General features: G+C 72.8%; 13 protein-coding genes and 7 pseudogenes. 11 read left to right on the top strand and 9 right to left on the bottom strand.

From position 1 onward, the window contains the following. Positions 1-171 precede the first annotated feature (171 nt). Positions 172-1,074 carry a CDP-alcohol phosphatidyltransferase family protein gene (locus BJF83_RS17070; protein WP_075927075.1) on the top strand — a complete coding sequence of 301 codons (903 nt, stop codon included), beginning with the start codon at positions 172-174 and terminating at the stop codon, positions 1,072-1,074. Between the two features lie 50 nt (positions 1,075-1,124). On the opposite strand, the pseudogene BJF83_RS17065 reads toward BJF83_RS17070, so the two are convergent. Further along, positions 1,125-2,293, bottom strand: a pseudogene (locus BJF83_RS17065) (acyltransferase family protein). 521 nt (positions 2,294-2,814) lie between these two features. Between BJF83_RS17065 and BJF83_RS17060 the strand changes: the two are divergent. Beyond that, a pseudogene (locus tag BJF83_RS17060) lies at positions 2,815-4,631 on the top strand (amidohydrolase). A 41-nt stretch (positions 4,632-4,672) separates the two neighbouring features. Continuing rightward, the gene (locus BJF83_RS17055; protein ID WP_075927074.1) at positions 4,673-5,440 is read left to right on the top strand and encodes a M48 family metallopeptidase; all 768 of its coding nucleotides are present in this window, start codon (positions 4,673-4,675) and stop codon (positions 5,438-5,440) included. Between the two features lie 110 nt (positions 5,441-5,550). Here the strand turns inward: BJF83_RS17055 and BJF83_RS17050 are convergent. Next, positions 5,551-7,706 (bottom strand): annotated as a pseudogene (locus BJF83_RS17050) (elongation factor G-like protein EF-G2). A 245-nt stretch (positions 7,707-7,951) separates the two neighbouring features. Between BJF83_RS17050 and BJF83_RS17045 the strand changes: the two are divergent. Both BJF83_RS17045 and BJF83_RS17040 read left to right on the top strand, forming a co-directional pair. Continuing rightward, complete coding sequence (locus BJF83_RS17045) at positions 7,952-8,737, top strand: alpha/beta hydrolase (RefSeq protein ID WP_075927073.1); 786 nt, start codon at positions 7,952-7,954, stop codon at positions 8,735-8,737. Positions 8,738-8,786: 49 nt separating this feature from the next. Continuing rightward, entirely contained in the window at positions 8,787-10,061 is a 1,275-nt protein-coding gene (locus BJF83_RS17040; RefSeq protein ID WP_075927072.1) for an MFS transporter, read from the top strand. A gap of 115 nt (positions 10,062-10,176) precedes the next feature. Here BJF83_RS17040 and BJF83_RS17035 read toward each other — a convergent pair whose 3' ends face one another. Next, positions 10,177-11,142: a YafY family protein gene (locus BJF83_RS17035; RefSeq protein WP_075927071.1), complete on the bottom strand. Its 966-nt coding sequence runs from the start codon at positions 11,140-11,142 to the stop codon at positions 10,177-10,179. 63 nt (positions 11,143-11,205) lie between these two features. Here BJF83_RS17035 and BJF83_RS17030 point away from each other — a divergent pair, with 63 nt between their 5' ends. Continuing rightward, positions 11,206-11,592, top strand: coding sequence for a VOC family protein (locus tag BJF83_RS17030; RefSeq protein ID WP_075927070.1), 387 nt, complete (start codon positions 11,206-11,208; stop codon positions 11,590-11,592). A 125-nt stretch (positions 11,593-11,717) separates the two neighbouring features. Here the strand turns inward: BJF83_RS17030 and BJF83_RS17025 are convergent, their stop codons facing one another. The 3 genes from BJF83_RS17025 to BJF83_RS17015 form a co-directional block, all read right to left on the bottom strand. Further along, complete coding sequence (locus BJF83_RS17025) at positions 11,718-12,683, bottom strand: hypothetical protein (protein ID WP_075927156.1); 966 nt, start codon at positions 12,681-12,683, stop codon at positions 11,718-11,720. Positions 12,684-12,887: 204 nt separating this feature from the next. Further along, a complete protein-coding gene (gene def / locus BJF83_RS17020) occupies positions 12,888-13,448 on the bottom strand; it encodes a peptide deformylase (RefSeq protein WP_075927069.1) in 561 nt (186 codons plus the stop codon). 43 nt (positions 13,449-13,491) lie between these two features. Continuing rightward, complete coding sequence (locus tag BJF83_RS17015; protein WP_075927155.1) at positions 13,492-14,304, bottom strand: aminoglycoside adenylyltransferase domain-containing protein; 813 nt, start codon at positions 14,302-14,304, stop codon at positions 13,492-13,494. 842 nt (positions 14,305-15,146) lie between these two features. On the opposite strand from BJF83_RS17015, the gene BJF83_RS17010 reads away from it, so the two are divergent. Both BJF83_RS17010 and BJF83_RS17005 read left to right on the top strand, forming a co-directional pair. Continuing rightward, positions 15,147-15,824, top strand: coding sequence for a sirohydrochlorin chelatase (locus BJF83_RS17010; RefSeq protein ID WP_075927068.1), 678 nt, complete (start codon positions 15,147-15,149; stop codon positions 15,822-15,824). Between the two features lie 184 nt (positions 15,825-16,008). Further along, positions 16,009-16,952: pseudogene (locus BJF83_RS17005) on the top strand (aminoglycoside phosphotransferase family protein). 83 nt (positions 16,953-17,035) lie between these two features. On the opposite strand, the pseudogene BJF83_RS17000 reads toward BJF83_RS17005, so the two are convergent. The 3 genes and pseudogenes from BJF83_RS17000 to BJF83_RS16990 form a co-directional block, all read right to left on the bottom strand. Continuing rightward, positions 17,036-17,721: pseudogene (locus tag BJF83_RS17000) on the bottom strand (response regulator). Further along, positions 17,702-20,196: pseudogene (locus BJF83_RS16995) on the bottom strand (ATP-binding protein). The pseudogenes BJF83_RS17000 and BJF83_RS16995 overlap by 20 nt, the downstream one beginning before the upstream one ends. 144 nt (positions 20,197-20,340) lie before the next feature. Further along, positions 20,341-21,975, bottom strand: coding sequence for an FAD-binding oxidoreductase (locus tag BJF83_RS16990; RefSeq protein ID WP_262391634.1), 1,635 nt, complete (start codon positions 21,973-21,975; stop codon positions 20,341-20,343). A gap of 17 nt (positions 21,976-21,992) precedes the next feature. Between BJF83_RS16990 and BJF83_RS16985 the strand changes: the two are divergent. The 3 genes and pseudogenes from BJF83_RS16985 (at position 21,993) to BJF83_RS16975 (ending at position 24,901) form a co-directional block, all read left to right on the top strand. Continuing rightward, positions 21,993-22,579, top strand: a pseudogene (locus BJF83_RS16985) (TetR/AcrR family transcriptional regulator). 45 nt (positions 22,580-22,624) lie between these two features. Continuing rightward, a complete protein-coding gene (locus tag BJF83_RS16980) occupies positions 22,625-24,157 on the top strand; it encodes a glycerol-3-phosphate dehydrogenase/oxidase (protein ID WP_075927067.1) in 1,533 nt (510 codons plus the stop codon). 192 nt (positions 24,158-24,349) lie between these two features. Further along, the gene (locus BJF83_RS16975; RefSeq protein WP_075927066.1) at positions 24,350-24,901 is read left to right on the top strand and encodes an ATP-binding protein; all 552 of its coding nucleotides are present in this window, start codon (positions 24,350-24,352) and stop codon (positions 24,899-24,901) included. Positions 24,902-24,910 lie beyond the last annotated feature (9 nt).

Genomic DNA, 24,910 nt, shown 5'->3' with positions numbered 1-24,910 from the left:
GCGGCGCCTGTTGATCCCCCTCTTACCTGTCAAGTATGCCGTCATCGATTAGGTCGCACGACCCCCCGTCTGGCATGATAGGCCGGATTTCCGTTGCCACAGCCCTTCCCCGCCCCACGCCGCGTGCCGCCGGGTCTGTCTTCTCGGGACGGGCGCCTCTGGAGGGCCCGTATGTCGCGTTTCACGCTCGCCCACGTCCAAGCGCAGACCTACAAGGCCAGGGACGCCTGGTGGACGGTCTTCCTCGTCGACCCGCTCGCCGGACGGCTGGTGGTCTGGACGGCGAACCGCACGAACATCACCCCGAACCAGCTCACCCTGGGCGCGGGTGTGCTCGGTCTGCTGTCCGCGGTGTGTTTCGCCGCTCCCGTCTGGACCGGGTCGACCGGGTGGGTCTGGCTGCTGCTGGGCGCACTGCTGTTCCATCTCAGCTTCGTGCTGGACTGCATGGACGGCAAGATCGCCCGCCTCAAGGGCACCGGATCGGTGTTCGGTTCGTGGGTCGACTTCGTCTTCGACCGCGTCCGCTTCTTCGGCTGCGTGATGGCCCTGCTGGTCGGCCAGTGGGCCGTCACGGGCAGCGCGGCGTACCTGATCGCCGCTCCGTTCGTGGTCTTCTTCGACCTGTTGCGCTACCTCAACGGGTCCCAGGTCGCCAAGACGCGCCGGCTCATGAGGCACGCCCTGTCCGAGGCCGCCGGGGACAACGCGCCGGCCGCCGCTGAGGAGGACGCCGAGAGCGACGGGACCGACAGTTCGGCGCGCGCGGGCGGACCGGAGCCGACCGGCCTGTACCAGCGGGTCCGCGGGATCCTCCTCCGGTACCGCGTGCGTCCGCACCTGTTCAGCGGGATCGAGTTCGAGATGTTCCTGTGCGTGGTGGCCCCGGTGACCGTCCTGGTCGCCTTCGTCACGCCTCTGGACAGCCTGATCCTTCCGGTCGCGGTGTTGTCCTGCGCGGCGCTCGTGTTCTTCGAGATCGTCCTGGTCGCCCGGCTGTGGAAGGAGACCCGCCGCTTCGAGCGGCTCTCCCATGAAATGGCGGCGTCGGTGCCGGTCTCCAACGGCAGCTGATCCGGTCCGCACGCGGGTACGGTCCCGGGACCCTACCCGCGTTCCGGCCGTCACTCCGTCCGCGCGCCGGTCTCCCCCTCGTCCTTTCCGCGTGTGCGCCGGGCGAGCGCGCGCACGGGCCGGCGGTCCCTACGGGGCCGGCAGTCATCGCTCAGGAACCACGTCAGTTGCGGTTCGACCGCCCACCTGAGTCCCGCGCGCGCCCACGGCGTGCACAGCGCGAACGTGACGACCAGCGCCAACGCGATGGTGGCGGTCATGCCGACGGGGCCGGTCATGACGTCGTACCAGGACGAGTCCTTGAGCAGCAGGAGCACCACGGAGTGCCCCAGGTAGACGTAGAGCGAGTAAGTGCCCAGCTTCGTCGCCCAGGTGCGGCGTTTGGGCGTGAGCGCGAGCACGGACACGCTCATCAGCAGGGCCAGGCCCATGAAGGCCAACCGGATGCCCATGCTCGGCAGCAGCGGGTCGATGTCGCGGTCGGTGAGACTGTCCCGCCAGAACAGCCAGTCGCGGCTCAGCTGGTCCGAGACGGGCACCGCCAGGACGGCGGTGACGGCCAGGACCGCGACCGAGGCGATCCGCACCCACCACCGGTCGAGGAAGGCGAAGTGCTCCCGGCGCAGACTCAGTCCGAGGACGAAGAACGGCAGGAAGCTGAGCACGCGCCCCAGCGACAGGGTGGTGCCGAGGTCGGCGGTGGCGGCGCAGACGGAGATGACGACGCGATGCCGACGGGCCAGCGGAGCCGATGCCACACCGGAACGCTCAGCCGCCACAGGAACAGGGCCACCAGGAACCACAGGGTCCACGTGGGCTCTAGGACCGACAGGGACTCCGGGAGGCCGCCGCGCTCGACGGCGTAGATCGTCTGGTGGGCCGTCCAGAAGATGAGGTAGGGCACCGCCAGGGACAGGACCAGCTTCTCCACGCGGTTCGACGAGGCGTCGAAGTTTCGCGACAGGTACCCGCTGATCAGGACGAACGCGGGCATGTGGAAGAGGTAGATCCAGTAGTACAGCGCGCTGGCGGGTGTGTACTCGCCGATGTAGGGCACGACCGAGTGGCCGACCACAACCAGCGTGACGAGGATGAACTTGGCGTTGTCCAGACGGGCGTCCCGGCCGGTGGCGGGAGCCGTCTCCGAGCCCGCGCCACGGGTGGCGGGCGCGGCGGCTGCCGGGCCCGCCCCGTCGTGGCGGGTGGGCGGACTGGTCATGGGTGGGGCCACGGGTGGACTCCGAGTTCACTGGTTCTGGGACGGGTGCACGGTCCCCGGCCCGCGTGGGCGGTGGCGACGCCGAACGGGCGGAGGCCGAGCCGATCCGGGTGCGTTTCCTTGGACTGTCGCGGGTTCGTCAGGTCCGGCGGCCCCCGCCGAGCGCGGTCCTCGTGTGCGCGAGGCCCTGGCGAAAGCGGCGGGGAGGGAGTGCCGGGTGATCGGGTGAACCCATCGGGTGCAGCGTTACCTTACTGAGACATACTGCGTCACGCCAGGGGTTCACACAAATCCGCCGGTTTCCCGGAGCGTCGCGACACGGCCGCGGACGCCGTGCGGTGCGCACCGGCGCGGCCGCCCAGATCTCCGGTCGCCGCGCGTGTGCAGACAATAACCCATCCGACGGCGGTCGCGGCCCCGGGGGCGGCCGCTGCGGTGTGGGGCCGCGACGTGCGCGCCGATAGGCTGACCTCCGGCAGTGCCCGCGGGCAGCGCCCACACAGTCGAGAACGAAGAAGGCGGTGGAAACCGTGCCGCACGCGGTGGACCCCAACCGTGCCGCCCAGCACGGGAGCGTGGTCATGCGACTCCTCGACGAGCTGTTCCCGCTCGTGGAGGGGTTCTACGTCGACCTGCACAAGAACCCGGAACTCTCCCACTGCGAACAGCGCACCGCCAGCGGCGTCGCGGAGTGGCTGACCCAGACCGGCTACGAGGTGCACACGGGCGTCGGCGGCACCGGCGTGGTCGGCGTCCTGCGCAACGGCCCCGGCCCGACCGTCATGCTGCGCGCCGACATGGACGCCCTCCCCGTTACGGAGCGGACCGGGCTGCCCTACGCCAGCACGGCGCGCGCGGTGGACCCCGACGGCGCCGAGGTCCCCGTCATGCACGCCTGCGGCCACGACGCGCACACGGCGTGCCTGGTCGGAGCCGCCGACCTGCTCTCCGAGACCCGTGACGAGTGGGCCGGGACAGTCATGGTCGTGGCCCAGCCCGGCGAGGAGACGATCGACGCGCCCGCGCCATGCTCGACGACGGCCTCTTCGAGCGCTTCGGCCGCCCCGACGTCATCCTCGCCCAGCACCTGGGGCCCCAGCCCGCCGGGCTCATCTCCCACCGCGCGGGTGTCATCATGGGCGCCGCGCGGTCCTACCGGGTGCGCGTGCACGGCGAGGGCGGTCACGCCTGCGCGCCGCACACCACGGTCGACCCGGTGCTCATCGCCGCCAACATCGTCACCCGTCTGCAGGGGGTCGTCGCCCGCGAGGTGAGCCCGGGCGAGACCGCCGTGATCACCGTGGGCAGGATCCAGGCCGGGACCAAGGCCAACGTCATCCCCGACGAGGCCTACCTGGAGATCAACACCCGGGCGCTCAACGAGGGCCTCATCGCGCAGCTGGAGGCGGCGATCGGGCGGATCGTGCGCGCCGAGGCCGCGGCCTCCGGCGCCCCGCGCGAGCCGGAGATCGAGTCCTTCCAGGCCGCCGGGGTGACCCGCAACGACGCGGCGAGCACCGAGTCCGTCTCCGCCGCGCACCTGGCCTACTTCGGCGAGGACTACGTCATCCACCTGCCCGACCCGTCGCCGGGCAGCGAGGACTTCGGGATCTTCGGACTGCCGGACGACCCCCAGCCCATCCCGTACGTGCTCTGGTTCGTCGGGGCCACGCCGCACGACGTGTGGGAGGCCGCCCCCGGCGACAGCCCGTACGAGAAGATGTCGAACGTCCCCAGCCCCCATTCCCCGTACTTCGCGCCCGCCCGCGAACCCACCCTGCGCGCCGGGCTCGCCGCGATCACCGTCGCGGCCCTGTCCTACCTGGGCCGGGAGGACCGGACCTCCGTGGCGCCGCTGGGCGCGCCGGTCCCGCAGGAGGGGCCGGTGCCCGGCCCGCCGCCCGCGGACGCGGGTACGCCCTTCCCGGCGCCGCCGCCCGTCGGCGCCCCCGTGGGCGGCGCCTTCCCCGGCCCGCCCCCGGAGCCCGTCACCGTGCCGGAGCCGTCCGCGGCCTCGGCGCACACGGGCGCGAACGACGCCTACGACAGCGCCTACCTGGCCTCCTCCTGGGACGACCCCGACCACGAGGACCCCGCGCACGTCACGCACGACGCCGACATCCCTTCCGTGATGCGGTCCCAGGACGAGGAGTGGCGCTCCGAGAAGGCCGAGGAGTCCACCCTGTCCGCCGACATGGCGGCCTTCCTGGACGACGACCCTCCCCAGGGTCCGCCCACCGGTCCGGCCTACTCGGGCCCGCCGCCCCAGGGCGACGCGCACGACGCGCCGCCACCACCCCAGGGGCCGGACGACGGCGGCTCCCAGTACCGACTCTGACCGGGCACGGGGGCCGCCCCTGGCGGTGGGGTGACCGCCGTGTGCGCGCGTCTCTGCGGCACCCCTGGGAGATCCCCCTCCTGATCGCCTGCGGTCTGGTGACGGTGCTCGCCGTCGTGGGCGCGGTCAGCCGTGCCTACGCGGGCGATCCGAACGAGCCGCTCCTGCTGCTGAGCGTCCCCGCGCTCGTGTACTTCGTGCGCGGCCAGCTGTTCGCGCGCCAGCGCGTCAACGGGGTGCGCATCACCGAGGAGCAGTTCCCGGAGGCGTACCGGATGGTCGCCGAGGCGGCCGCCGCGTTCCACATGCGGCGACCGCCCGAGGCCTACATCGTGCTGGGCAACGGGGTGATCAACGCGTTCGCCTCGGGCCACGGGCTGCGCAGGTACGTGGCGATCAACAGCGACCTGTTCGAGGTCGGCGGGAGGCTGGCCGACCCCGACGCCCTGCGGTTCGTCATCGGGCACGAGGTCGGCCACATCGCCGCGGGGCACACGTCCTTCTGGCGGCAGTTCTCCGTGTCCGTCGCCCAGGTGATCCCGGGCGTCGGCGCGACGCTCGGACGGGCGCAGGAGTACACGGCCGACAACCACGCCTACAAGTTCTGTCCCGAGGGGATGCACGGACTGCGCGTGCTCGCCGCGGGCAAGTACCTGTACCAGGCCGTGGACTTCGACGACATCGCCGCGCGCGCCGCCACCGACACCGGGTTCTTCGTCCTGCTGGTCAACCTGCTCTCCTCGCACCCCGTGAACACCTTCCGCTTCGCCGCGCTGGCCGACCGCAGCAGGCCGGGCCGCGTGTTCTAGGGGCTTTCCCCACACAGCGAACCGGGCGACCGAGGTGTCCCGCGCGCCGTGCGGAGCGGTCGAAGGGCCGAGGACCGGAGCCGAGCCGCCGGGAACCGGGCGTGCCCGTCCTAACCTCCGTTCCCCTGGCGGGGGATCTTCGCCGCGACCTGCGGCGGCAGCGGTTCGTGGCGCAGGTAGGAGCGCGTGAACACACCGGTTCCGTGCGACAGTGAGCGCAGCTCCACGGCGTACCTCGTGATCTCCAGCGCCGGCACCTCCGCGCGCACCACCGCCCGGCCGCCCGGCGCCGTCTCCGTGCCCACGACGCGGCCCCGGCGCGCGGACAGGTCGCTCATCACGGTCCCGAGGTAGCTCTCGTCCACCTCCACCGACACCTCGTCCACCGGTTCCAGCATCGCCAGCCGCCCGGCCTCGGCGGCGTTCCTCAAGGCGAGCCGGCCGGCCTTCTGGAAGGCCATGTCGGAGGAGTCCACCGAATGCGCCTTGCCGTCGTAGAGCGTGACCCGGATGTCCACGAGCGGGTAGCCCGAGTCGACGCCCTCGGCCATCTGGGCGCGCACGCCCTTCTCCACGGACGGGATGAACTGCCGCGGGACCACACCGCCGACGATCTCGTCGACGAACTCCAGCCCCGCCCCGGACCGCAGCGGCTCCACACGGATGCGGCAGACCCCGTACTCGCCGTGCCCGCCGCTCTGCTTGACGTTGCGCCCCAGCCCCTGGGCTGCGGAGGCGAACGTCTCCCGCAGCGGCACCCGCATCTCACCGGTCTCCACGCGGACCCCGTACCTGTGCTCCAGGTGGTCCAGCGCGGCGTCCAGGTGGGCCTCACCCAGCGTCCACAGGACCATCTGGTGCGTCTCGGCGTTCACCTCCACGTGCAGCGACGGATCCTCCGCGACCAGCCGGGCCACCGATTGGGACAGCTTGTCCTCGTCGGCGGAGGAGGCTGCCCTGATCGCCATCGGGTACAGGGGCTGGGGGAAACGCCACGGCGCCACGCGCAGCGGGCGAGCGCGGTCGGACACGGTGTCGCCGGTGCGGGCGGCGGGCAGTTTGGCCACCAGGCACAGGTCTCCGGCGACCGCTTCGCCGACCGGCCGGTGCTCCCGGCCCAGCGGCGCCGACAGCGCGCCCAGCCGTTCGTCGCTGCCCGCGCGGTCGTGCTCCTCGGCGCCGGTCATCCCGCTGGGCACCCCGTGCCCGTGCAGGTGGATCTCGGAGTCGGGACGCAGCGTTCCGGAGAACACACGCACCAGGCTCATACGGCCCACGTACGGGTCGCTGGTGGTGCTGAGCACCTCGGCCACGAGCGGGCCGTCGGGGTCGCAGGACAGCCCTCCGACGGGTCTCCCGTCCGGCCGCACCACCTCCGGCAGGGGGCGGCGCGTCGGGTCGGGACAGGAGAGCGGCAGTTCGCGCAGCAGTTCGCGCACGCCGACGCCCTTGGTCGGGCTGATCGCCAGCACGGGGTGGAACCCGCCCTCGGCCACCGCCTCCTTGAGGTCGGCGATGAGCCGGTCCGGGTCGAGTGCGCCGCCCTCCATGTAGCGCTCCATGAGGTCCTCGTCCTCGCTCTCGGTGATGACCTCCTCGACCAGGGTCTCCCGGAGTGGTCCGGCCTTCTCACGCAGCCAGTCGGGGACCGGGCGGTCGGTCGCCTCGCCGTCGGAGTAGTCGTGGTAGCGCTCGGACACCAGGCCCCACACGCCCACGAGGTGGCGGGAGTCACCGCTGCCCTCGACGGCGGGGACGTAGGCGGCGTGGACGCCGCCGCCGAAGGCCTCCTGGCACTCGGCGACCACCTGGTCGAAGTCCGCGCGCGGGTGGTCGATCTTGGTGACGGCCACGGCGCGGGGCATCCCCACGGCGGCGCACTCCTCCCACAGCACGCGCGTGCGCCCGTCCACGCCGTCCAGGGCGGAGACGACGAACAGGGCGGCGTCGGCGCCGCGCAGACCGGCGCGCATAGCGCCGATGAAGTCGGCGTAGCCGGGGTGTCCAGAAGGTTGACCTTGACGTCGCCCACCATGACCGGGCTCACGGTGAGGTTCACCGACCGCTTCTGGCGGATCTCGACCTCGTCGTGGTCGCTGACCGTCGTGCCCTCCTCCACGCGACCGGGGCGACCGATCTCCCCGGCGGCGAGGAGAAGGGCCTCCACGAGACTCGTCTTCCCCGCACCGGACGGTCCCACGAGCACGACGTTGCGAATGTTTTCGGGCCTGTCGGCCCCGGGTACTGTTCCGGCTCGGTCCACCATCCCTACCACCCATCCCTTCGGGGTCGGCTGCCGGTCGCGCCAGGGCGGAGGGCACCGTCGCTGGTGTGACCCGTGACTCTCTCCACATTCGCTTGTCACGTCCCCCACCACAAGAGGTCACCCGCACGTGTTCCGACTCATGCTCATATGTCGGGAAAACAACCGGTCATGCGCGGGGCAGGTGACGGGAACGACACACCGGGGGCGGGCAGCGCGAGCGAGGGCGGATCGGGCACGATGGGCGGGTGCCTGACACCATCGACCATCCGCACTCCCAGATCCGACGCTTCTGGCTGACCACCTCCGACGGGGTGGGCATCGACGCCCTGCTGCGGCGCGGCGCCCAACCCCGTACCACCGCCGTGGTCCTGGCCAACGGCTTTACCGGGACCCACCACAGCCCCCACACCCGGGCGATCGTCGAGGGTCTGCTGCCAGTCGGCGACGTGATGACCTTCGACTTCCGCGGCCACCACGGATCCGGCGGCCTGAGCACGGTCGGCAACGCCGAGATCCACGACCTGGAGGCGGCCGTCGGTCGGTTGCGGGAACTGGGCTACACCTCCGTCGCCACCGTGGGATTCTCCATGGGCGCGGCGGTCGCGGTCCGACACGCGGCGATCTTCGGCGGCGTCTGCGCGGCCGTGGCCGTGAGCGGGCCCAGCCGCTGGTACTACCGGGGCACCCGGCGGATGCGCCTGCTCCACTTCGGCATCGAGGGCGCCCTCGGCCGGTTCTTCCTGCACCGCGTCCGCAAGGTGCGGGTGACCGACCAGCGGTGGAACCCGCGCCCGGCGGAGCCGCGAGAGGTCGCCGGGGACATCGCGCCGACCCCGCTGCTGGTGGTGCACGGGGACGCCGACGGCTACTTCCCGGTCTCCCACGCCGTGGCGATCCACGACGCCGCCCGTGAGCCGCGGGAGCTGTGGATCGTCCCCGGGATGGGGCATGCCGAGCGCGCGGTGACGCCGGAGTTGACCGCCCGGCTGCGCGACTGGCTCGGGGAGCGGGTCACCGCTGTCGGGGACTGACGGAGGGAGCACCGTCGACAGGAGTTCCAAACCGGGATAGAAAGGGCGGATGACCCGATCTCATCCGCCCTCCTCCGCGCGTTCCGCCACGCCGCTCGGAGACGGTCTTCCGGGGCTGCGCGGACGGGGGTTCGTCCTGCTCATCGCGGCGACCGCGATCGGACTGTGCGGGTTCGCCGCCGTCCTGCCGCTCGTGCCACTGTGGGCCACGCGGGGCGGCGCGGGTGAGTTCGGCGCGGGCGTCACGACGGCCGCGTTCATGCTCACGACCGTCCTCACCCAGCTCCGCATGCCCTGGCTCCTCGACCACGCCGGAGGCTACCGGTGGGCGTACCCGGTCGGCTGCCTGGTCATGGGTCTGCCCACGCCGCTGTTCTCGGCCACGACCGACCTCGGCCCGCTCGTCGCCGTGTCCGCCGTGCGCGGTGTCGGATTCGGGATGGTCACCGTCGCCGGGACCGCGCTGGCGGCCCGGCTGGTGCCCGCCGAGCAGATGGGCCGGGCGACCGGCTACTACGGCCTGGCCGTCGGTGTGCCGCAGGTGCTCATCCTCCCCGGTGGGGTGGGTTTGGCGCTGTGCCTGGGTTTCGACACGGCGTTCTGGCTCACCGGCCTGTGCTCGGTGGCGGGTGCCGTCCTGTCCGCGGGCGTCTGGTTCGCGGACGGCGGTCGCAATCGGCCCGCGCTCAGGGGCGCGGGCCGGTCGCGGCGTCCCGGGGCCACTGGGGCGCGCGTGCCGAAGTCGGCCTTGGCGGCGCCGCTCGTGCTCATGCTGCTGACCGCCTCGGCGGCCAGCGCGCTCGTCACGTTCGTGGCGATTCCCCTGGAGGGGGTGGCGTGGCTGGCCAGCGGTGCGCTGGCGCTCTACGCGCTGGGCGTGGTGGTCGGCCGGTGGAGCGCAGGGAGCCTGCACGACCGTCAGGGCCGGAGCCTCCTGCTGCTGCCGGGAATGGCGGTCGCGGTCGCCGGGACCGTCCTGACCACCGCCGGTCTGTGGTGGCACGGCGGCGTCGGGCAGCCGGGAGTCGGGACGGCGTCCCTGGTGCTCAGCGGCGCGGCGGTGTTCGGCCTCGGGTTCGGCGCCGTTCAGAACGAGACGGTCACCCTCATGCTGAACCGTGCCGGTCCGGCCGGGTTCGGCCGGGCCAGCGCGGTCTGGAACATCGGCTACGACGGCGGCGCGGGAGCAGGCGCGGTGGGGCTGGGCCTGGTCATCCAGTCGCTGGGTTACGGGCCGGCGTTCGCGCTCACGGCCGCGGCGTTGGCGGCGGCCCTGCCGCTCGCCCGCGTTGGGCACTCGCCCCGGCCCGCCCAGGTGGTCTGACCCGCCCCTCGGGCGCGGGTTCGAGACGTGCGCGGTGTCCCCTCCAGGGGGTGCGCACGCCCACGTCGCACGGGCCCGCCAGCCCGTCGGGCGACGGTTTCCTCGCAGCGCCCCTCTACCGGGACCGAACGTCCACGTTGCCGTCGAGCAGCTCGCGGGCGCGGCGAACCAGTTCATCGCGCACCTCGTCCGGCGCCAGGACGCGCAACGGGGTGGCCAGGCCGAGCAGGTACCGGGCGAGGCCGACCGCATCGGGTCCGCCGATGTCGACGATGGTCGCCCCGGCGCCCTCGGAGCGGTGGGTGCCGACCGTCGGCGGGATCAGCCGGACGGCCCGTTCCATCGGCAGCGGGAGGCGGATCGTCGCATGGAGCGGATACACGCCGCTCGCCGTCGCCTCGCGGACGAGCAGTGCCGGATCGGGCGGATCCACGAGCTCGACCGCGTGTCCGGTCGGCCGTACCCGCTCGACCCTGTCAGCGCGGAACGTCCGCCATCGGTCGCGCGTCACGTCGCGCGCGACGAAGTACCAGCGGCGGCCCGTGTGCACCAGGCGGTAGGGATCGGCGTCCCGCTCTGTCCGCTGCCCGTTCCGGTCGCGGTAGGACAAGCGGACCCGCTCACCCCGGCGGCAGACCGTGACCAGTTCCAGCAGCAGGCCGGGCGCGATCTGGGGCTGGTCCGGTCTGGCTGTGTGGACCAGGGCGGAGTCCAACTCACCGAGCCGGTCGGCGATCCGCCGGGGCAGACCCTGCCGCAGCTTCAACAGGGCGGACAACGCCGCCGGTTCACCCCCCAGCGCGCCGCTCAGCGCCGCCTCGCGCAGCCCGACGGCGACGGCCAGCGTCTCCTCCTCGTCGAGGACCAGAGGCGGTATCCGGGAACCGCCGACGAGAGCATAGCCGCCCCAGGGGCCGGGGTCCGACCCGACTTCGTAGCCGAGTTCCCTGAGCCTGGAGATGTCCCTTCGGACCGTGCGTTCGGTGACCGCCATGCGTTCAGCCAGTTCGCCGCAGGTCCACGACGGCCGCGCGGACAGCAGCGAGAGCAGGTGCAGCAGGCGGGCGGATGTGCTGATCACGTCCTTGAGTATCTCCCGCGACCAGGACCGAACCTGTCCTGGTCGCGTTCTAACGTGTCGCCCATGAGCACTGAAACCACGTCCGGACCCACGATGCGCTACGCGGCCGTCACCTTCGACTGCCCCGATCCCGCCGAACTGGCCCGCTTCTACGCCGAAGTCCTCGGCCTGCCCGTCGTCTACTCCAGTGACGACTTCATCCTGCTCGGCCAGGAGGGGGCGGCCGGTCTGGGCTTCTCCCGGCTGCCGGGCTACCAGCGTCCCACCTGGCCGGATCCCTCCCGGGAGAAGCGGGCCCACCTCGACCTGGGCGTCGACGATCTCGATGCCGCCCAGACCAGACTCCTCGCCCTGGGTGCGACCGAGCCCCCGAGCCAGCCCGAGCCCGATCGGTGGAGGGTTCTGCTGGACCCCGCCGGACATCCCTTCTGCATCTCCACCCTGGTCTGAGCGGTCGGTCCCTTCCCGGGAGTCCGCGGCACGACGCGGCCAGGCCAGGGGTCGGTGGCCGCGTCGTGCCGCCAGCTCCACGTCCCACGGGGGACGAATGCCGCAGCGGACGGGATTCGTCCCCCCTACGAGTACGACGAGATGTGCACGTGGTCGTAGTGGTTCTGGGTGTTGTCGCCCCGGTCGTTCATCGCGACCCACTGGGGGTTGGACTGCTGCCAGATCCGCTGCCGCCAGATCACGTAGTCCACGCCCCACGCGGCGGCGTTGTCGATCGCGTGCTGGGCGATCTGGTCGCCGAGGGCCTGGTTCTCCGCCGAGGGCATCGCTCCGCCGGAACTCATCATGAAGTCGCAGGCGCGGCCGTCGCCGTGGTCGTCGGCGCTGGGCCGCCAGCAGCCCACGGGGTAGGGCGCGCCGTAGGTCATGATGATGTTGTCGCGGATCGCGGCCATGCGGGCCGTGGTGGAGTCCCAACCGCCGCCCCGGGCGCTGTCGGGGATGGTGCCGTTCCCCGGGGTCTCGGGGACCTGGGACTCCTCGTACTCCCGGATCCGCTCCTCGACCTCCTCGCGCTCCGACTCCAGCGTCTCGACGAGCTCCTCGGCCTCGGCCAGTTCGCCGTTGAGCTCCGCGGCGACCTCCTCCTGCTCGCGGTGGGTCTCGACGAGGTCGGAGATTTGCGCGGCCTGGTTCTCGCTGAGGTAGGCGACGGTGGCGGCGTCGGTGAACATCTGCTCGGGCTCGCTGGCGAAGACGATCTGGAGGCTCGGGAGGAAGCCGTCGGTCTTGTAGCGGGAGGAGGCGATGACGGACACGCCGCTCCGGGACGATTCCAGGCGTTCCTCGATCTCGGCCAGATCGTCCTCGGCCTGTTCGACGCGGTCCCGGATCTCGGTGAACTGGAGGAGTTCGCCCTCGTAGGAATCCTCCAGCTCCTTGGCCCGCTCGGTCAGCTCGTCGATGTCGACCTCGTCCGGCTCGGCCGTCGCGGCCGAGGGCAGGGCGACCACGAGCGCCGCGGCGAGCGCGGTGGCGGCGAGGGCGGAGCGCCGGGCGCGCCGCGGGGTGGGCGGGTGAGAAGGTGTCATGGCTGCTCCGAGGGCGACCCGCGCACGGCCCTTCGCGCCGGCGGTGGTGCTGAGGGTGCCGGGGGAGGGGCGCACGGCGGATCTGACGAGATCTTCATGCCTTGTGCGGTGACCCACGTGACCGCGGGGGAGTGTGCGGGGATGTGTCCGAAGATACCCGGAGTTGCGCACTGCGACGGAAGCCCCCGGCGCGGCCGGTCTCGGTCAGCGCGCGCCGCCGAAGGCGCTGGGAAGGGCGTTTCCGGTGGGAGTCGCGGGTGCGGTCTCGGTGGGGAGGAACCAGGAGGAGCGGCGGATGTCACGCATCGCGTGCTTGCGGTTCTCCGCGTCGAGCCGCTCGATGTAGAGCATGCCGTCCAGGTGGTCGGTCTCGTGCTGGAGGCAGCGGGCCATCAGTCCCGTGCCCTCGACGGTGACCGGTTCGTTGCGCAGGTCGACACCGGTGACGACGGCGTGCTGGGCGCGGCGGGTGGGGTACCAGAGCTCGGGGACGGACAGGCAGCCCTCCTCCCCGTCCTGAGTCTCGTCGGACGTCCGCGTGATCCGCGGGTTGATCACGTACCCGATCCGGCCCTCGACGTTGTAGCTGAACACGCGCAGCCCGACACCGATCTGGGTGGCGGCGAGCCCGGCGCGGCCGGGGGCGTCCACGGTGTCCAACAAGTCCCGGACCAGGGCCTTCGTGTGCTGGTCGAACCGGGTGACGGGGGTGGTCCTGGTGACGAGGACGGGGTCGCCGAACCGGACGATGGGGCGCATGGTCATGCCCCTCAGGTTAGGACATGTTCCGTTGGCCGGGTACGGGTCCTCAGACCGCCAGGCCGGGGCGCAGGGAGTCGTCCAGGACCATCTCGATGTAGTCCAGGGCGGCCCGGCGGCGGGCGAGCGCGCTCTCGTACAGCGAGGGCGCCTGGGCGCTGCGGCGGACGCGCAGGCACTCGTTGACGATCCGCTGCCACCGTTCGGGGAAGGCGTGCAGCGCGTAGGCGCCCGCCCCCGACTTGGAGGTGATCTCACCGGTCTTGAGCGTGAAGTGCAGCCGGCTGACGCTGAGCACGCTCCAGGACGGGGCGAGGGAGCCGAGCACGGCCAGGCCGCGCGGGGTCACCAGGCGCCCGGCCTTCTCCCGCCAGCGGCGCCACTGCTCGTCCAGCGAGCCCAGGGACCAGGTGCGCAGGCTCTCGGGCTCGTCCCACACGTCCAGTTCGAGGGGATGCGGGCCGCGCATGGTGACGCCCCGGTCGGCGAGGATGTGCCAGGTGACGGGGTTGACGTCGGCGCTCGCCCGCTGCCGGAAGCGCCCGGCGATCACCGAGGCGACGGAGCCGCAGGCGGCGGGGTCGCGGGTGAGGTCGTCCCAGGTGACGTGGATCCCGTTGAACTGGGGGCGGGGGACGTCGGAGCGGGTGAGGGCGTGGACGCGCCGCAGGAGGTCGAGTTCGTGCTGGCCCGGCGTGTGCGAGGTGACGATGACGAAGTCGACGTCACTGGTGTGCGGGCGGAAGTCGCCGAGGGCGACCGAACCGGTCAGATAGAGGCCTTCGACCAGGCCGGGGGCGGTCTGGTCCGCGTGTGCGAGGAAGGTCTGCGCCAGCGTCTGCACCCGAGGGTGGACGGCCATGCTCACTCCAGTCTGGACGGTTCGGCGGTTCGCGGTTCGCGTGCCGCCCCGGGGTGGGGAGCCGGGGACGCGATGACCAGCGGATTTCCCGTGGCGGGTGTGACACGGGTAAACCCTCCGATCGTGGTCAAGTGTGGTTGCCCCGACGGTTGATGGCAAGTGATCACGCCGGGTACGCCCCCTGTCTCCCCACGCCAGGTGGTGTGGAACCACGTGAGGGAAGGGGAGCGTGCACCCTTGACAGTAGTGCTTCGGATGTGTCAAAGGCCGGGTCGCGGTGTCCGTGCGCGCGGGGCGGACGGGGTCGCCCGTCGCGGGCGCCGCGCCCTCCCGCCAGGCGCATGCCGCGCGGTGGACGAAGCGCGATCCGCCGCCCGGGGCCGGTAGGAGCGAACGTCCGTTCCGACGCATGTGCACCTGCTCTGTGCGTGTGCATTGGAATTAATTTGCACCGGCTTTTCTCTGGAGAACTCGCGGGACGAATCCACCGCGCGCCCCACGGCATTCGGATGTGATTCGCCCTTCGTTGTCCACGGTCCAGTTCCCCCTGTTTCGGCAACCTCGCGGGTGTCGTTCCTGCGTGCGGTCGGCCGAACGGGAGGCGGAGTGGGGCGGCTGCCGTGCGCGTGCGCCATGCGGCCAACACCACACTCTCGGGGCTGTGGACACGGACCAGTTTTTCGGTGATTGTTATGGTTCACCAAGAGAGCCTCTGGTGATAACCATCACAGCCATTGTCTGTTGTTTTCCTGTGCGTAACACGAGGGCACTCCCCCGAAACTGGGCCGCTTTACGCTCGCGGAGGACGGCAGGTCTGCACTGCGATTCCCAAGGAGCCGTACATGGTCCCCACGATGGTCCTCGTAGCCGACGACGCGCGTGACGCCCACCGCCGCGAGGCACTGTGCGGTCTCGCCGAGGCGGTCGCCAACCGGGGGGAGGCTCCCGTGGCCCCGGCCTTCGGCAGCCCCGACGAGGTCGCCGCCGCGATCCGGTCCGTCCCCGGGCCCAAGGTGGTCGTCCCCGCGTACGTCGCCGGCGGCGACGTGGCCAGCGCGCACCTGTTCTCGCGGCTCGACCTGGCCCACCTGGAGAACTCCTGCCACACGACTCCGCTGGGCGCGGTGCCCTCGATCGTCGCCGACCTCGCCGGACGGCTCGCGGACTCCGGCTGGAGCCCCGCCGACGGCGTGGTCCTGGCCGCCGACGGCACCACCGGCGGTGAGGAGCGCCAGGTGGTCATGGACGTGGCCCGCATGCTCAGTCGGCGCCTCGCCTCCCCCGTGCAGGTCGGGTACCTGCGCACCTGGGCCCCGTCGGTCTTCGACGCCGTCGACCGCCTGCGCCGCGACGGCCGCGAGCGGGTCGCGGTCGCCGCGTGGCGGCTGGTCGACGGACCCGACTTCGACCTCCTCCGGAGCCTGGACGTCACCGCCATCACCGCTCCGCTGTGGCCGTCCGACCTGATCGTGGACACCCTGCTCGCCCAGCACCGGGCCGCGAAGGGGCGTCTGGTCTGACCGGCCGTTCCCCAACCGTTATCCACGCGCGCGGGTGGGTATGTGCCCAAGGGGCGGAAATTCACCGCACCCCTCGAAACCACATCCGTATCGCGCGACCGGCACACGGCACGAGGCGGATCCGGGAACGGCTCCTCCCGAGGCCGCCACCTCCCCAACCTCGGCGCGGACCTAAGGTGGATATATGAATGACGTCACAGCGCGGTTCGTCGACGAACGGCAACGTCGTCGTCTGGAACGGCGCTTCGGCGGCCATGTGACCGAGTGGCTCGCCGAACTCCCCGCCGTCGTGGAGAAGATCGCGACGGAGTGGCGGCTGACCGTGCGGGGAGGCGCACCGCACGGCCGCACGGCGGTCGTCGTCCACGTCACGCTTCCCGACGGCCGCGACGGCGTCCTCAAACTCTGCCCGGACGCCGGTCTGGCGGTCTCCGAGGCGCACCTGCTCCGCATGTGGGCGTCCTCGCACCGGGTGCCCGAGGTGTGGGCCCTGGACCACGAACGCGGCGCCATCCTGCTGGAGCACATCGGGGGGGACACCCTCGCGGAGATCGGCGTGGTCCCGCCGATGGTGACGATCGGCACCCTCATCTCGCAGCTCCACGAGGTGGAGGTGCCCCGCTCCCAGCTGATAGAGCTGCGCCCCCTCATGGCGCGCGTGCAGTTCATCTTCGACCTGTCCGGCCGGGAGCGCAACGAGGGCCCGGCGGCCGAGGTCGTGTCGACGACCGCCATGCACCAGGGGTACTGCCGCGCCCGCGCGCTGGCCATCGGCGAGGTGGACGTGGTCCCCCTGCACGGTGACCTGCACCCCGGCAACGTGCTCGACGGCGGCCCTCGGGGCCTGGTGGCCATCGACCCGCGCGCTGCCACGGAGACGCCGCGGTCGACGCCGTGGACTGGGCGGTGTGGAAGGCCAGGAGCGTCGTCGAGGTGGAGCGGCGCGTCGACGTCCTCTCGCACACCCTGGGTGTGGACGGCGACCGCATGATGGAGTGGGTGCGTGCGTTCGCGCCGTGCTTCGCGGTCGCCAAGGTGAACCGGGCGCAGGGCCACACCGAGGAGTTCGAGACCGTCATGGACCTCGTGGAGGGCGACCGGACGCTGGCGCCGCCCCACCTCGGGTGAGGCCGTGTCGTCTTGGGCCTCCTCTTCGCTTCGGCCCGCCCGCGCCCGCCACCGCCCGGCGACCGCTTCGCCCACGCGGGACCTCAGGCGTCGGTCTCCGGCGTCTCGAACCGGTAGCCCCGACCGGCCTCCGTGATGAGGTAGCGCGGCCGCGCGGGGTCCGGCTCCAGCTTCCTGCGCAGCTGTGCGAGGTAGACCCGCAGGTAGTTGGTCTCGCTCTGGTAGGCGGGGCCCCACACGTCGTGCAGCAGTTGGCGCTGGCTGACCAGTTGCCGGGGCCGCCGGGTCAGGATCTCCAGGATGTGCCACTCCGTCGGGGTCAGGCGCACCTCCTCGCCGTCCCTGGTGACGCGCTTGGCCCCCAGGTCCACCGTGAAGTCCGGCGTGCGCACCACCGGCGCCTCCTCCACCGGGACCGACCGTCGCTCGGCCGCCCGCATCCGGGCCAGCAGCTCGTCCATTCCGAACGGCTTGGTCACGTAGTCGTCCGCGCCCGAGTCCAGGCAGCGGACCTTCTCCCCGGCCGAGTGCCGAGCCGACAGCACGATGATCGGCACCTGCGACCACCCCCGCAACCGCTGGATGACCTCCATGCCCTCCATGTCCGGCAGCCCGAGGTCCAGCAGCACGACGTCCGGGTGGCGTTCGGCGGCCAGCCGCAGCGCTGAGGCGCGTCGGGAGCGGTGTCCACGTTGTGGCCGCGCGCCCGCAGGTTGATGCGCATCGCGCGGATGATCTGCATGTCGTCGTCAACGACCAGGACCCGCATCGGCCTCCCCCTCTTCTTCGCGCTCGCCGTCCGTGTCCGCGGCTCTTAGGTCGAACACCATGGTCAGACCGCCGCCGGGGGTGTCCTCGGGCGAGAGCGCGCCGTGCATCGCCTCAACGAAACCACGGGCGACGGCCAGCCCGAGACCGACCCCCGTGCCCTGGGGCGCGTCCCCCAGGCGCTGGAAGGCCTCGAACATCCGCTGCTTGCCCTCGTCCGACACCCCCGGGCCCCGGTCCACCACGCGCAGCTGGACGCTTCCGCCGTGCGCGCTCGCCGCCACGAGGACCGGTATACGGGGGTCGGGGTTGTGCCGCACCGCGTTCGACACCACGTTGGCCACCGCCCGCTCCAACAGCCCGGCGTCGGCCCGGACCCGCGGCAGGCAGTCAGGGACGTCCACCCTGACCGCGTCGTGGGGCAGTCCGATCAGCGTGGCCGAGACCACCTCCTCCAGCCCCACGGCCCGGATCTTGGGACGCACGCTGTCGGTCTGCACCCGGCTCATGTCCAACAGGTTGTCGATCAGCCGGTTGAGCCGGTCCGCGGACTCCTCCACGGTCTCCATCAGGCGTCGCGGTCCTCCGGGTCCAGCTCGATGTCGGTGGCCCGCAGGCTGGCCATGCTCGCCTTGATCGAGGTGAGCGGGGTGCGCAGATCGTGTGAGACGGCGGCCAGCAGCGCGGTGCGGATGCGGTTGCCCGCCACCTGGCCGCGCGCCTCGGCGGCGTCCCACTCCAACCGCTTGTGCTCCAGGGCGATGCCCAGGTGCGCGGCGAACGCCCACAGCACGCTCCGGTCGGCGGCGGGCAGGACCCGACCGCGCAACGCGAGCGCGAGGGTGTCGGAGATCGAGACGAGCACGTCCGCCTCCTCCGGCGACTCGCACGCCGGGGCGCCCACGCTGTGCACCGCGCGCCACCGGTCGTGCTCGACCCGCTCCAGCAGAGTCGCCGACCGCTGCCCGAAGGTCTTGCGGATCCTGCGCAGCAGCGCCTGGAGCGGCTCGTTCCCGGCCAGGACGCTGCCCGCGAGCAGAGCGACCGCGTCAGCCTCCGCGCGCCCCCGTGCCGCCTGCGCCGACCGGCGCGCGGCCATCTCCACCACGAGGGCGACCAGAGCGCCCACCAGGACGAACGCGGCCAGTGCCACGATGTTGTCGAACGACACCGGCGGCCTGTCGTGGCTGGGAGAGAGCACCAGGGTGAGCAGGACCGAGCTCCACAGCGCGGAGGCCAGGGCCGGCCACAGGCCGCCGACCGCCGCCGTGGCCACCGTGGTCAGCAGCAGGAACATCGCGTCCGAGGACAGGCTCACGCCCTGGAACGGCGGCAGGAGCAGGACCAAACACATGACGGCGGGCGCGGCCGCGGCCAGGACCCACCCGGTCACCCTCCGGTGCTCGCCGACCCCGCGCCCGTGCGCTGGCAGCAACCACATCCCGCTGCCCACCTGCTCGTGGGTGACGATGTGCACGTCGATATCCCCGGAGTCGCGCGCCACGATCGCGCCCACGCCCGGACCGAACACGTACTGCCAGGAGCGGCGGCGCGACGAGCCCAGGACGATCTGGGTCGCGTGCACGCCCCGCGCGAACTCCAGCAACCCCTTGGGCACGTCGGTGCTGATCACCTGGTGGTAGGTGCCGCCGAGTTCGGCCAGCAGCTTGCGCTGCCGGACCAGGTCGTCGGTGAGCGGGCGGCCGATGGCGTCCGACTTCACCACGTGGACGGCCAGCAGATGGCTGGGCTGGGGGTGGCCGCCCCGGGAGCGCGCCGCGACCCGTGCGGCGCGCCGGATCAGGGTCTCGCCCTCGGGCCCGCCGGTGAGCGCCACCACGACGCGTTCACGGGCCTCCCAGGTGCTGCGGATCTCGTGCTCGCCCCGATACCGGGCCAGTCCCTCCTCGACCCGGTCGGCGGTCCACAGCAGTGCGAGTTCGCGCAGGGCCGCGAGGTTGCCCTCGCGGTAGTAGGAGGCCGTCGCGGCGTCCACGCGCTCGGCCGGGTGGATGTCTCCGTGCGCCATGCGGCGGCGCAGCTCCTGCGGGGTGACGTCGACCAGCTCGATCTCGGCCGCACGGCGCACGACCTGGTCGGGAACGGTCTGCTCGGGTCGCACGCCGGTGATCTGGGTGACCACGTCGTTGAGCGACTCCAGGTGGTGGATGCCCACGGTGGTCACGACGTCGATCCCCGCGTCGAGCAGCTCCTCGACGTCCTGCCAGCGCGAGTCGTGGGGGGCGTCCGGACCGTTGGCGTGCGCGAGGTCGTCGACCAGCGCCAGCTCCGGGCCGCGCGCGAGGACGGCGGCGGTGTCGACCGCGCCGGACGGGTGCTGGGGCACCACCTCCAAGCCGGTCAGCAGCGCGGACGTGCGTTGACGGCGGTGGGTGTGGGCCGCGGCGACGACCACGTCGGCGCCGTCCTCGGACCGGCGCCGTGCCTCGGCCAGGGCGTTGTGGGTCGTGCCCACGCCGGGCGCCGACCCGAGGTAGATGCGGAGCTTTCCTCGTGCCACACCTCCATTGTCACGCGCGCGGGCGGGCGACGGGCACCGGCGGCCCCCGGGCGGTCGCGGGCGGTCGCGGCCCGGCGCGACCGCCGGGGCCGCGACCGCTCAGGACGGGTCGGGGATGAGCTTGCCCGGGTTGAGCACGCCCACGGGGTCCAGCGCGGCCTTGACCGCGCGCAGCACGTCGCCGCCCAGCGGGCCGATCTCCGCCCCCATCCACGGCCGGTGGTCGGTGCCCACCGCGTGGTGGTGGGTGATCGTCCCCCCGTGGGCCACGATCGCCTCCGAGGCGGCTCTCTTGGCCCGGTCCCACCGGTCGAGCGGCGCCGCCCCCGCCGCCGTGGCCACCGTGAAGTACAGCGACGCGCCGGTCGGGTAGGTGTGCGACACGTGGCACATGACCGCCGCACCGCCCTCGTCGCCGTCCAGTTCCCGGGTCAGCGCGCCCGCGACCGCCCCGTACAGCGGCAGCAGGTCGCTCCACGCCGCCGCGGTCTCCAGAGTCTCGGCGAGGAAGCCCGACGACAGCAGCGTGTCGCGCAGGTACGGGGCCGAGAACCGGTTCTCCCGCCAGTGCGCCACCGGATCCGCGCCGAGCGGCGTGCCGCCCGCCGCCGTCAGCACCTCCCGGACCGCGGCCGACCGCGCTGCCACGTCCGCCTCGGAGCCCTCGAAGCCCAGGACCGCCTGGCACCCGGGCGTCGCCTCCCGGCCGCCCAGTGCGGCGCCCACGAACGTCTCCGTCTCGTCCAGCACCCGGGCCATGGTCGGCCGCGCGTCCGACTGCGCGAGCGTGCGCAGCGCGGCCGTGCCCGTGCCGAAGTCGGGGAAGGACCACGCCTCGTCGAGCACGGTCTGCGGGCGCGCGCGCACGCGCAGACCGACCTCGGTGATCACGCCGAGGACGCCCTCCGAACCCAGCAGGAGCCGCCGCAGATCCGGCCCGGCAGCCGAGGCGGGCGGGCCGCCCAGCTCCAGCGTGCCGCGCGGCGTGGCCACCCGCAGGGACACCACCATGTCCTCGAACCGCCCGTAGCCGGAGGACGCCTGACCGCTGGAGCGCGTCGCCGCGTACCCGCCGATGGTCGCGTACTCGAAGCTCTGCGGCATGTGTCCGAGCGTGAACCCGTGTTCGGCGAGCAGGGCCTCGGCGTACGGGGTGCGCACGCCCGCGCCCAGGACCGCCGTGGCGGAGACGCGGTCGAGGAGGACCAGGCGGTCGAGGCGGCGCAGGTCCAGGGCGATCACGGCCGGGAACTCCCCGCGCAGGGGGGTCACCCCGCCCACGACGCTGGTGCCGCCGCCGAAGGGCACCACCGCCACCCGCGCGTCGGAGCACACCCGGAGCAGGCGCTCGACCTCGTGGTGGTCGGCCGGGTGGACGACCGCGTCTGGGGCGGGGTCGGCGGAGCCGGAGCGGCGGCGCAGCAGGTCGGGCGTGCTCTTCCCGCCCGCGTGGCGCAGGCGCGCGGCGTCGTCGACGCGCACGTGCTCGGCCCCGACCACGTCGGCGAGGGCCTCGTGCGCGGCGGCGTCCAGGCGGGAGGCGGGCAGCGCGACCTCGTCCTCCGCGACGGGGGGCAGGTCTCTGGGTTCGGTGCGCAGGAACTGGGCGACCAGATCGCGCAGCGCGGGGTCGAGGCTCGTGGCCCTGGCCGGGTCGCCCCAGCCGAACCAGCTCATCTCGGGGGCGGTCGCGGACCCGGAGGTCGATCCGGTGGGAGGGTTGTCGTCAGTCATGCTCTACAGTTTTACACATGGCGTCAAAACGTAACGTAGAGGACGAGATCCTGGACGCGACCCTGGCCTGTGTCGAGGCCTTCGGGGTGCGTCGCACGACCCTGACCGACGTGGCGCGCCGCGCCGGGGTCAGCCGCCCCACCGTCTACCGCAGATGGCCCGACGTGACGGCCCTCGTCGCTGACCTGCTCACCCGCGAACTGCGCCGGATCCTGCGCGCTGAGGAGACGGCCGCCGAACGGGACCTGGCGGGGGAGGGCGTACGCACGCGTCTGGTCCGCCACGCCGCCGGGGTCGCGCGCGCCATGCTCGACCATCCGCTGTTCACCCGTGTGGTGGACACCGAGCCCGAGCTGCTGGCCACGTACACGTTCCACCGGCTCGGCACCAGCCACCACGCCGCCCTGGAGGCGCTGGAGCCCGTCGTGGCCCAGGGCCAGCGCGACGGTCGGTCCGCCCCGGCGACCCCGCGGTCCTCGCCCGGCTCGTCCTCGTCACCGTGCAGAACACCGTCACCTCCCGCCGCCTGCTCGCCGACGTGACCGACGAGGCGGGGCTCGTGGCCGAGCTGACCCGTCTCCTGGACGGCTACCTCGCTCCCTGACCGGGCCACCCGCCCACCTCCCACACCCCAGGAAGGGACCGCTCCATGCACCCCACCGTCCCCGCGTCCTCGTCCCTGAACTCCGCCCGCCGCGCCGCCGACCTCGCCGACCTCGCAGCCCGCCCACGCGTGGACGTCCTGGTCATCGGCGGGGGCGTGACCGGAGCCGGAGCCGCGCTCGACGCGGCCTCCCGCGGCCTGTCCACCGTCCTGGTCGAACGCGACGACCTCGCCTTCGGCACCAGCCGGTGGAGCTCCAAGCTCGTCCACGGCGGCCTGCGCTACCTCGCCCGGGGGCAGGTGGGCATCGCCTACGAGAGCGCCCGCGAGCGCGACCTCCTCATGCGCGTCACCGCGCCGCACCTCGTCCGCCCCCTGCCCATGATCGTTCCGGTGCACCGGGGGGCGGGGCTGGTGAAGCCACTGCTCCTGCGCGGCGGCATGGGCATGGGGGACGCCCTACGCGTCCTGGCGGGCACTCCCAGGGGCGTCCTCCCCCCTCCCCGGCTGCTCACCGCCCGCCAGACCCTGCGCCTGACGCCCGGCGTCCGGCCCGAGGGTCTGCGCGGCGGCATCCTGTCCTTCGACGGCCAACTGGTCGACGACGCCCGCCTCGTGGTCGCCCTCGCCCGCACGGCCGCGCGGGAGGGCGCCCGCGTCATCACGCGGTGCTCGGCCGAGAGCGTGACCGCCGACGGGGTGCGGCTGCGGGACGAGGCCACGGGCCAGACCCTCGCCCTGCGCCCCCGGGCCGTGGTGAACGCGACCGGGGTGCACGCCGGGGAACTCGACCCGTCCATCCGGCTGAGTCCCAGCAGGGGAAGCCACCTCGTCCTGGACGGCGCCGCGCTCGGCCGCCTCAGGGCCGCGCTCACCGTGCCCGTCCTGGGCAGCGTCAACCGGTTCGTGTTCGCGCTTCCGCAGACCGACGGGCGGGTGCTCGCGGGGCTGACCGACGAACCGGTGGACGGGCCCGCCCCGCGCGTGCCCGAGGTTCCCGACGCCGACGTCGACTTCCTGCTCGCGCACCTCAACCAGGCGCTGCGGGCGCGGATCGGGCGCGAACACGTGCTGGGCGCCTTCGCCGGGCTGCGCCCCCTCCTCCACGCCGACGGCACCAGTTCCGACCTGTCCCGCGAGCACTCCGTCACCGTCGCGCCCACCGGCGCGGTCACCGTGGTCGGCGGCAAGCTCACCACCTACCGGGCGATGGCGGAGGAGGCCGTGGACGCCGCCGTGCGCGCCCGCGGCCTGACCGCGGGCCCGTGCCGCACCCGAACACTGCCGTTGGTCGGCGCCGCCTCCCCGGAGGTACTCGACGCCCTGGACGCTCCGCGCCGACTCGTGCGCCGGTACGGAACCGAGGCCGCCGACGTCGTCGCCGAGGCGGGGGGTGACCCCGCGCTGCTCGCACCCGTCGTGCGCGGGGTCACCGCCGCCGAGCTGCGCTTCGGCGTCCGGCACGAGGGCGCGCTGGACGTGGACGACCTGCTGGACCGGCGCACCCGGATCGGACTGGTCCCGGGCGACCGGGCCGCCGCCGAGGCCGCGGCCTCGGCGGCGCTCGCGGCCGGGTAGGTCCGCGGCGCCCTCGGCGCCGGACCGGATTCGCCGAACGCGCCACACCGACATCCCCTGTCCCACAGGGCGTTGATCGCGTAAGGTCGTAGCCGGTCCGGCCCGCCGCCTTCCCCCACGGCGCCGGACGCTCCCCGTCTCCCCTGTCACGGTTCGCCCGCCCACTGAGCCGCCCCGCCGAAGGAGTCACCCATGCCCACGCTCGTTTCCGTGCCCGCGCTCGCCGAGGACGTCGCCGTCCTGGCGGGCGTACCGGACGAGTACCGGCACTACTTCAACGGACGGCCTCCCGTGCCCTTCACCAAGCGGCACTGGGAGTTCCCCGGAGAGCCCAGGAGCGTGCCCCTGTGCCGGGCCTTCCTCGACACCTGCGCCGCCAGCCGCGACGGCGATTTCCGGTACCTCTTCTCACTGCTGGGGACGGAGTTGGCGACCAACGCCCTCCGGCACAGCCGGTCGGGAGAACGGGGGCAGACCTTCGTGCTCAAGGTGACCCGGGGGGCCAACGGGCTGACGTTGGTGTGCCGGGACAACGGCAGGCCCGCCCGGGCACTTCCGGACGGCGGTCGGACGCTGGCCCCCGTGTCGATGGAGGGCGACCGCCTGACCGCGGAGAGCGGTCGAGGGCTCGCCCTCGTCGACAGCTTCGCCACCACCTGGGGGGACAACGGCCACCCCAGCATCCGCAAGGTGTGGTTCCACCTGGCCTATGACATGACGGGCAGCTCCTGGCCCGCCGCCTGACCGGGTCCG

The organism is Nocardiopsis sp. CNR-923, from assembly GCF_001942255.1.
Lineage (GTDB): Bacteria > Actinomycetota > Actinomycetes > Streptosporangiales > Streptosporangiaceae > Nocardiopsis.
Note: the sequence above shows the minus strand (reverse complement) of the source record. Positions and strands in the feature narration are given on the sequence as shown.

Excerpts from the sequence above, each read along its gene's own strand:
- BJF83_RS17070 (WP_075927075.1), top strand. The coding sequence starts at position 172 with ATGTCGCGTTTCACGCTCGCCCACGTCCAAGCGCAGACCTACAAGGCC.
- BJF83_RS17040 (WP_075927072.1), top strand. The coding sequence starts at position 8,787 with ATGACCCGATCTCATCCGCCCTCCTCCGCGCGTTCCGCCACGCCGCTC.
- BJF83_RS17030 (WP_075927070.1), top strand. The coding sequence starts at position 11,206 with ATGAGCACTGAAACCACGTCCGGACCCACGATGCGCTACGCGGCCGTC.
- BJF83_RS17025 (WP_075927156.1), bottom strand. The coding sequence starts at position 12,683 with ATGACACCTTCTCACCCGCCCACCCCGCGGCGCGCCCGGCGCTCCGCC.
- def (WP_075927069.1), bottom strand. The coding sequence starts at position 13,448 with ATGACCATGCGCCCCATCGTCCGGTTCGGCGACCCCGTCCTCGTCACC.
- BJF83_RS17015 (WP_075927155.1), bottom strand. The coding sequence starts at position 14,304 with ATGGCCGTCCACCCTCGGGTGCAGACGCTGGCGCAGACCTTCCTCGCA.
- BJF83_RS17010 (WP_075927068.1), top strand. The coding sequence starts at position 15,147 with ATGGTCCCCACGATGGTCCTCGTAGCCGACGACGCGCGTGACGCCCAC.
- BJF83_RS16990 (WP_262391634.1), bottom strand. The coding sequence starts at position 21,975 with ATGACTGACGACAACCCTCCCACCGGATCGACCTCCGGGTCCGCGACC.
- BJF83_RS16980 (WP_075927067.1), top strand. The coding sequence starts at position 22,625 with ATGCACCCCACCGTCCCCGCGTCCTCGTCCCTGAACTCCGCCCGCCGC.
- BJF83_RS16975 (WP_075927066.1), top strand. The coding sequence starts at position 24,350 with ATGCCCACGCTCGTTTCCGTGCCCGCGCTCGCCGAGGACGTCGCCGTC.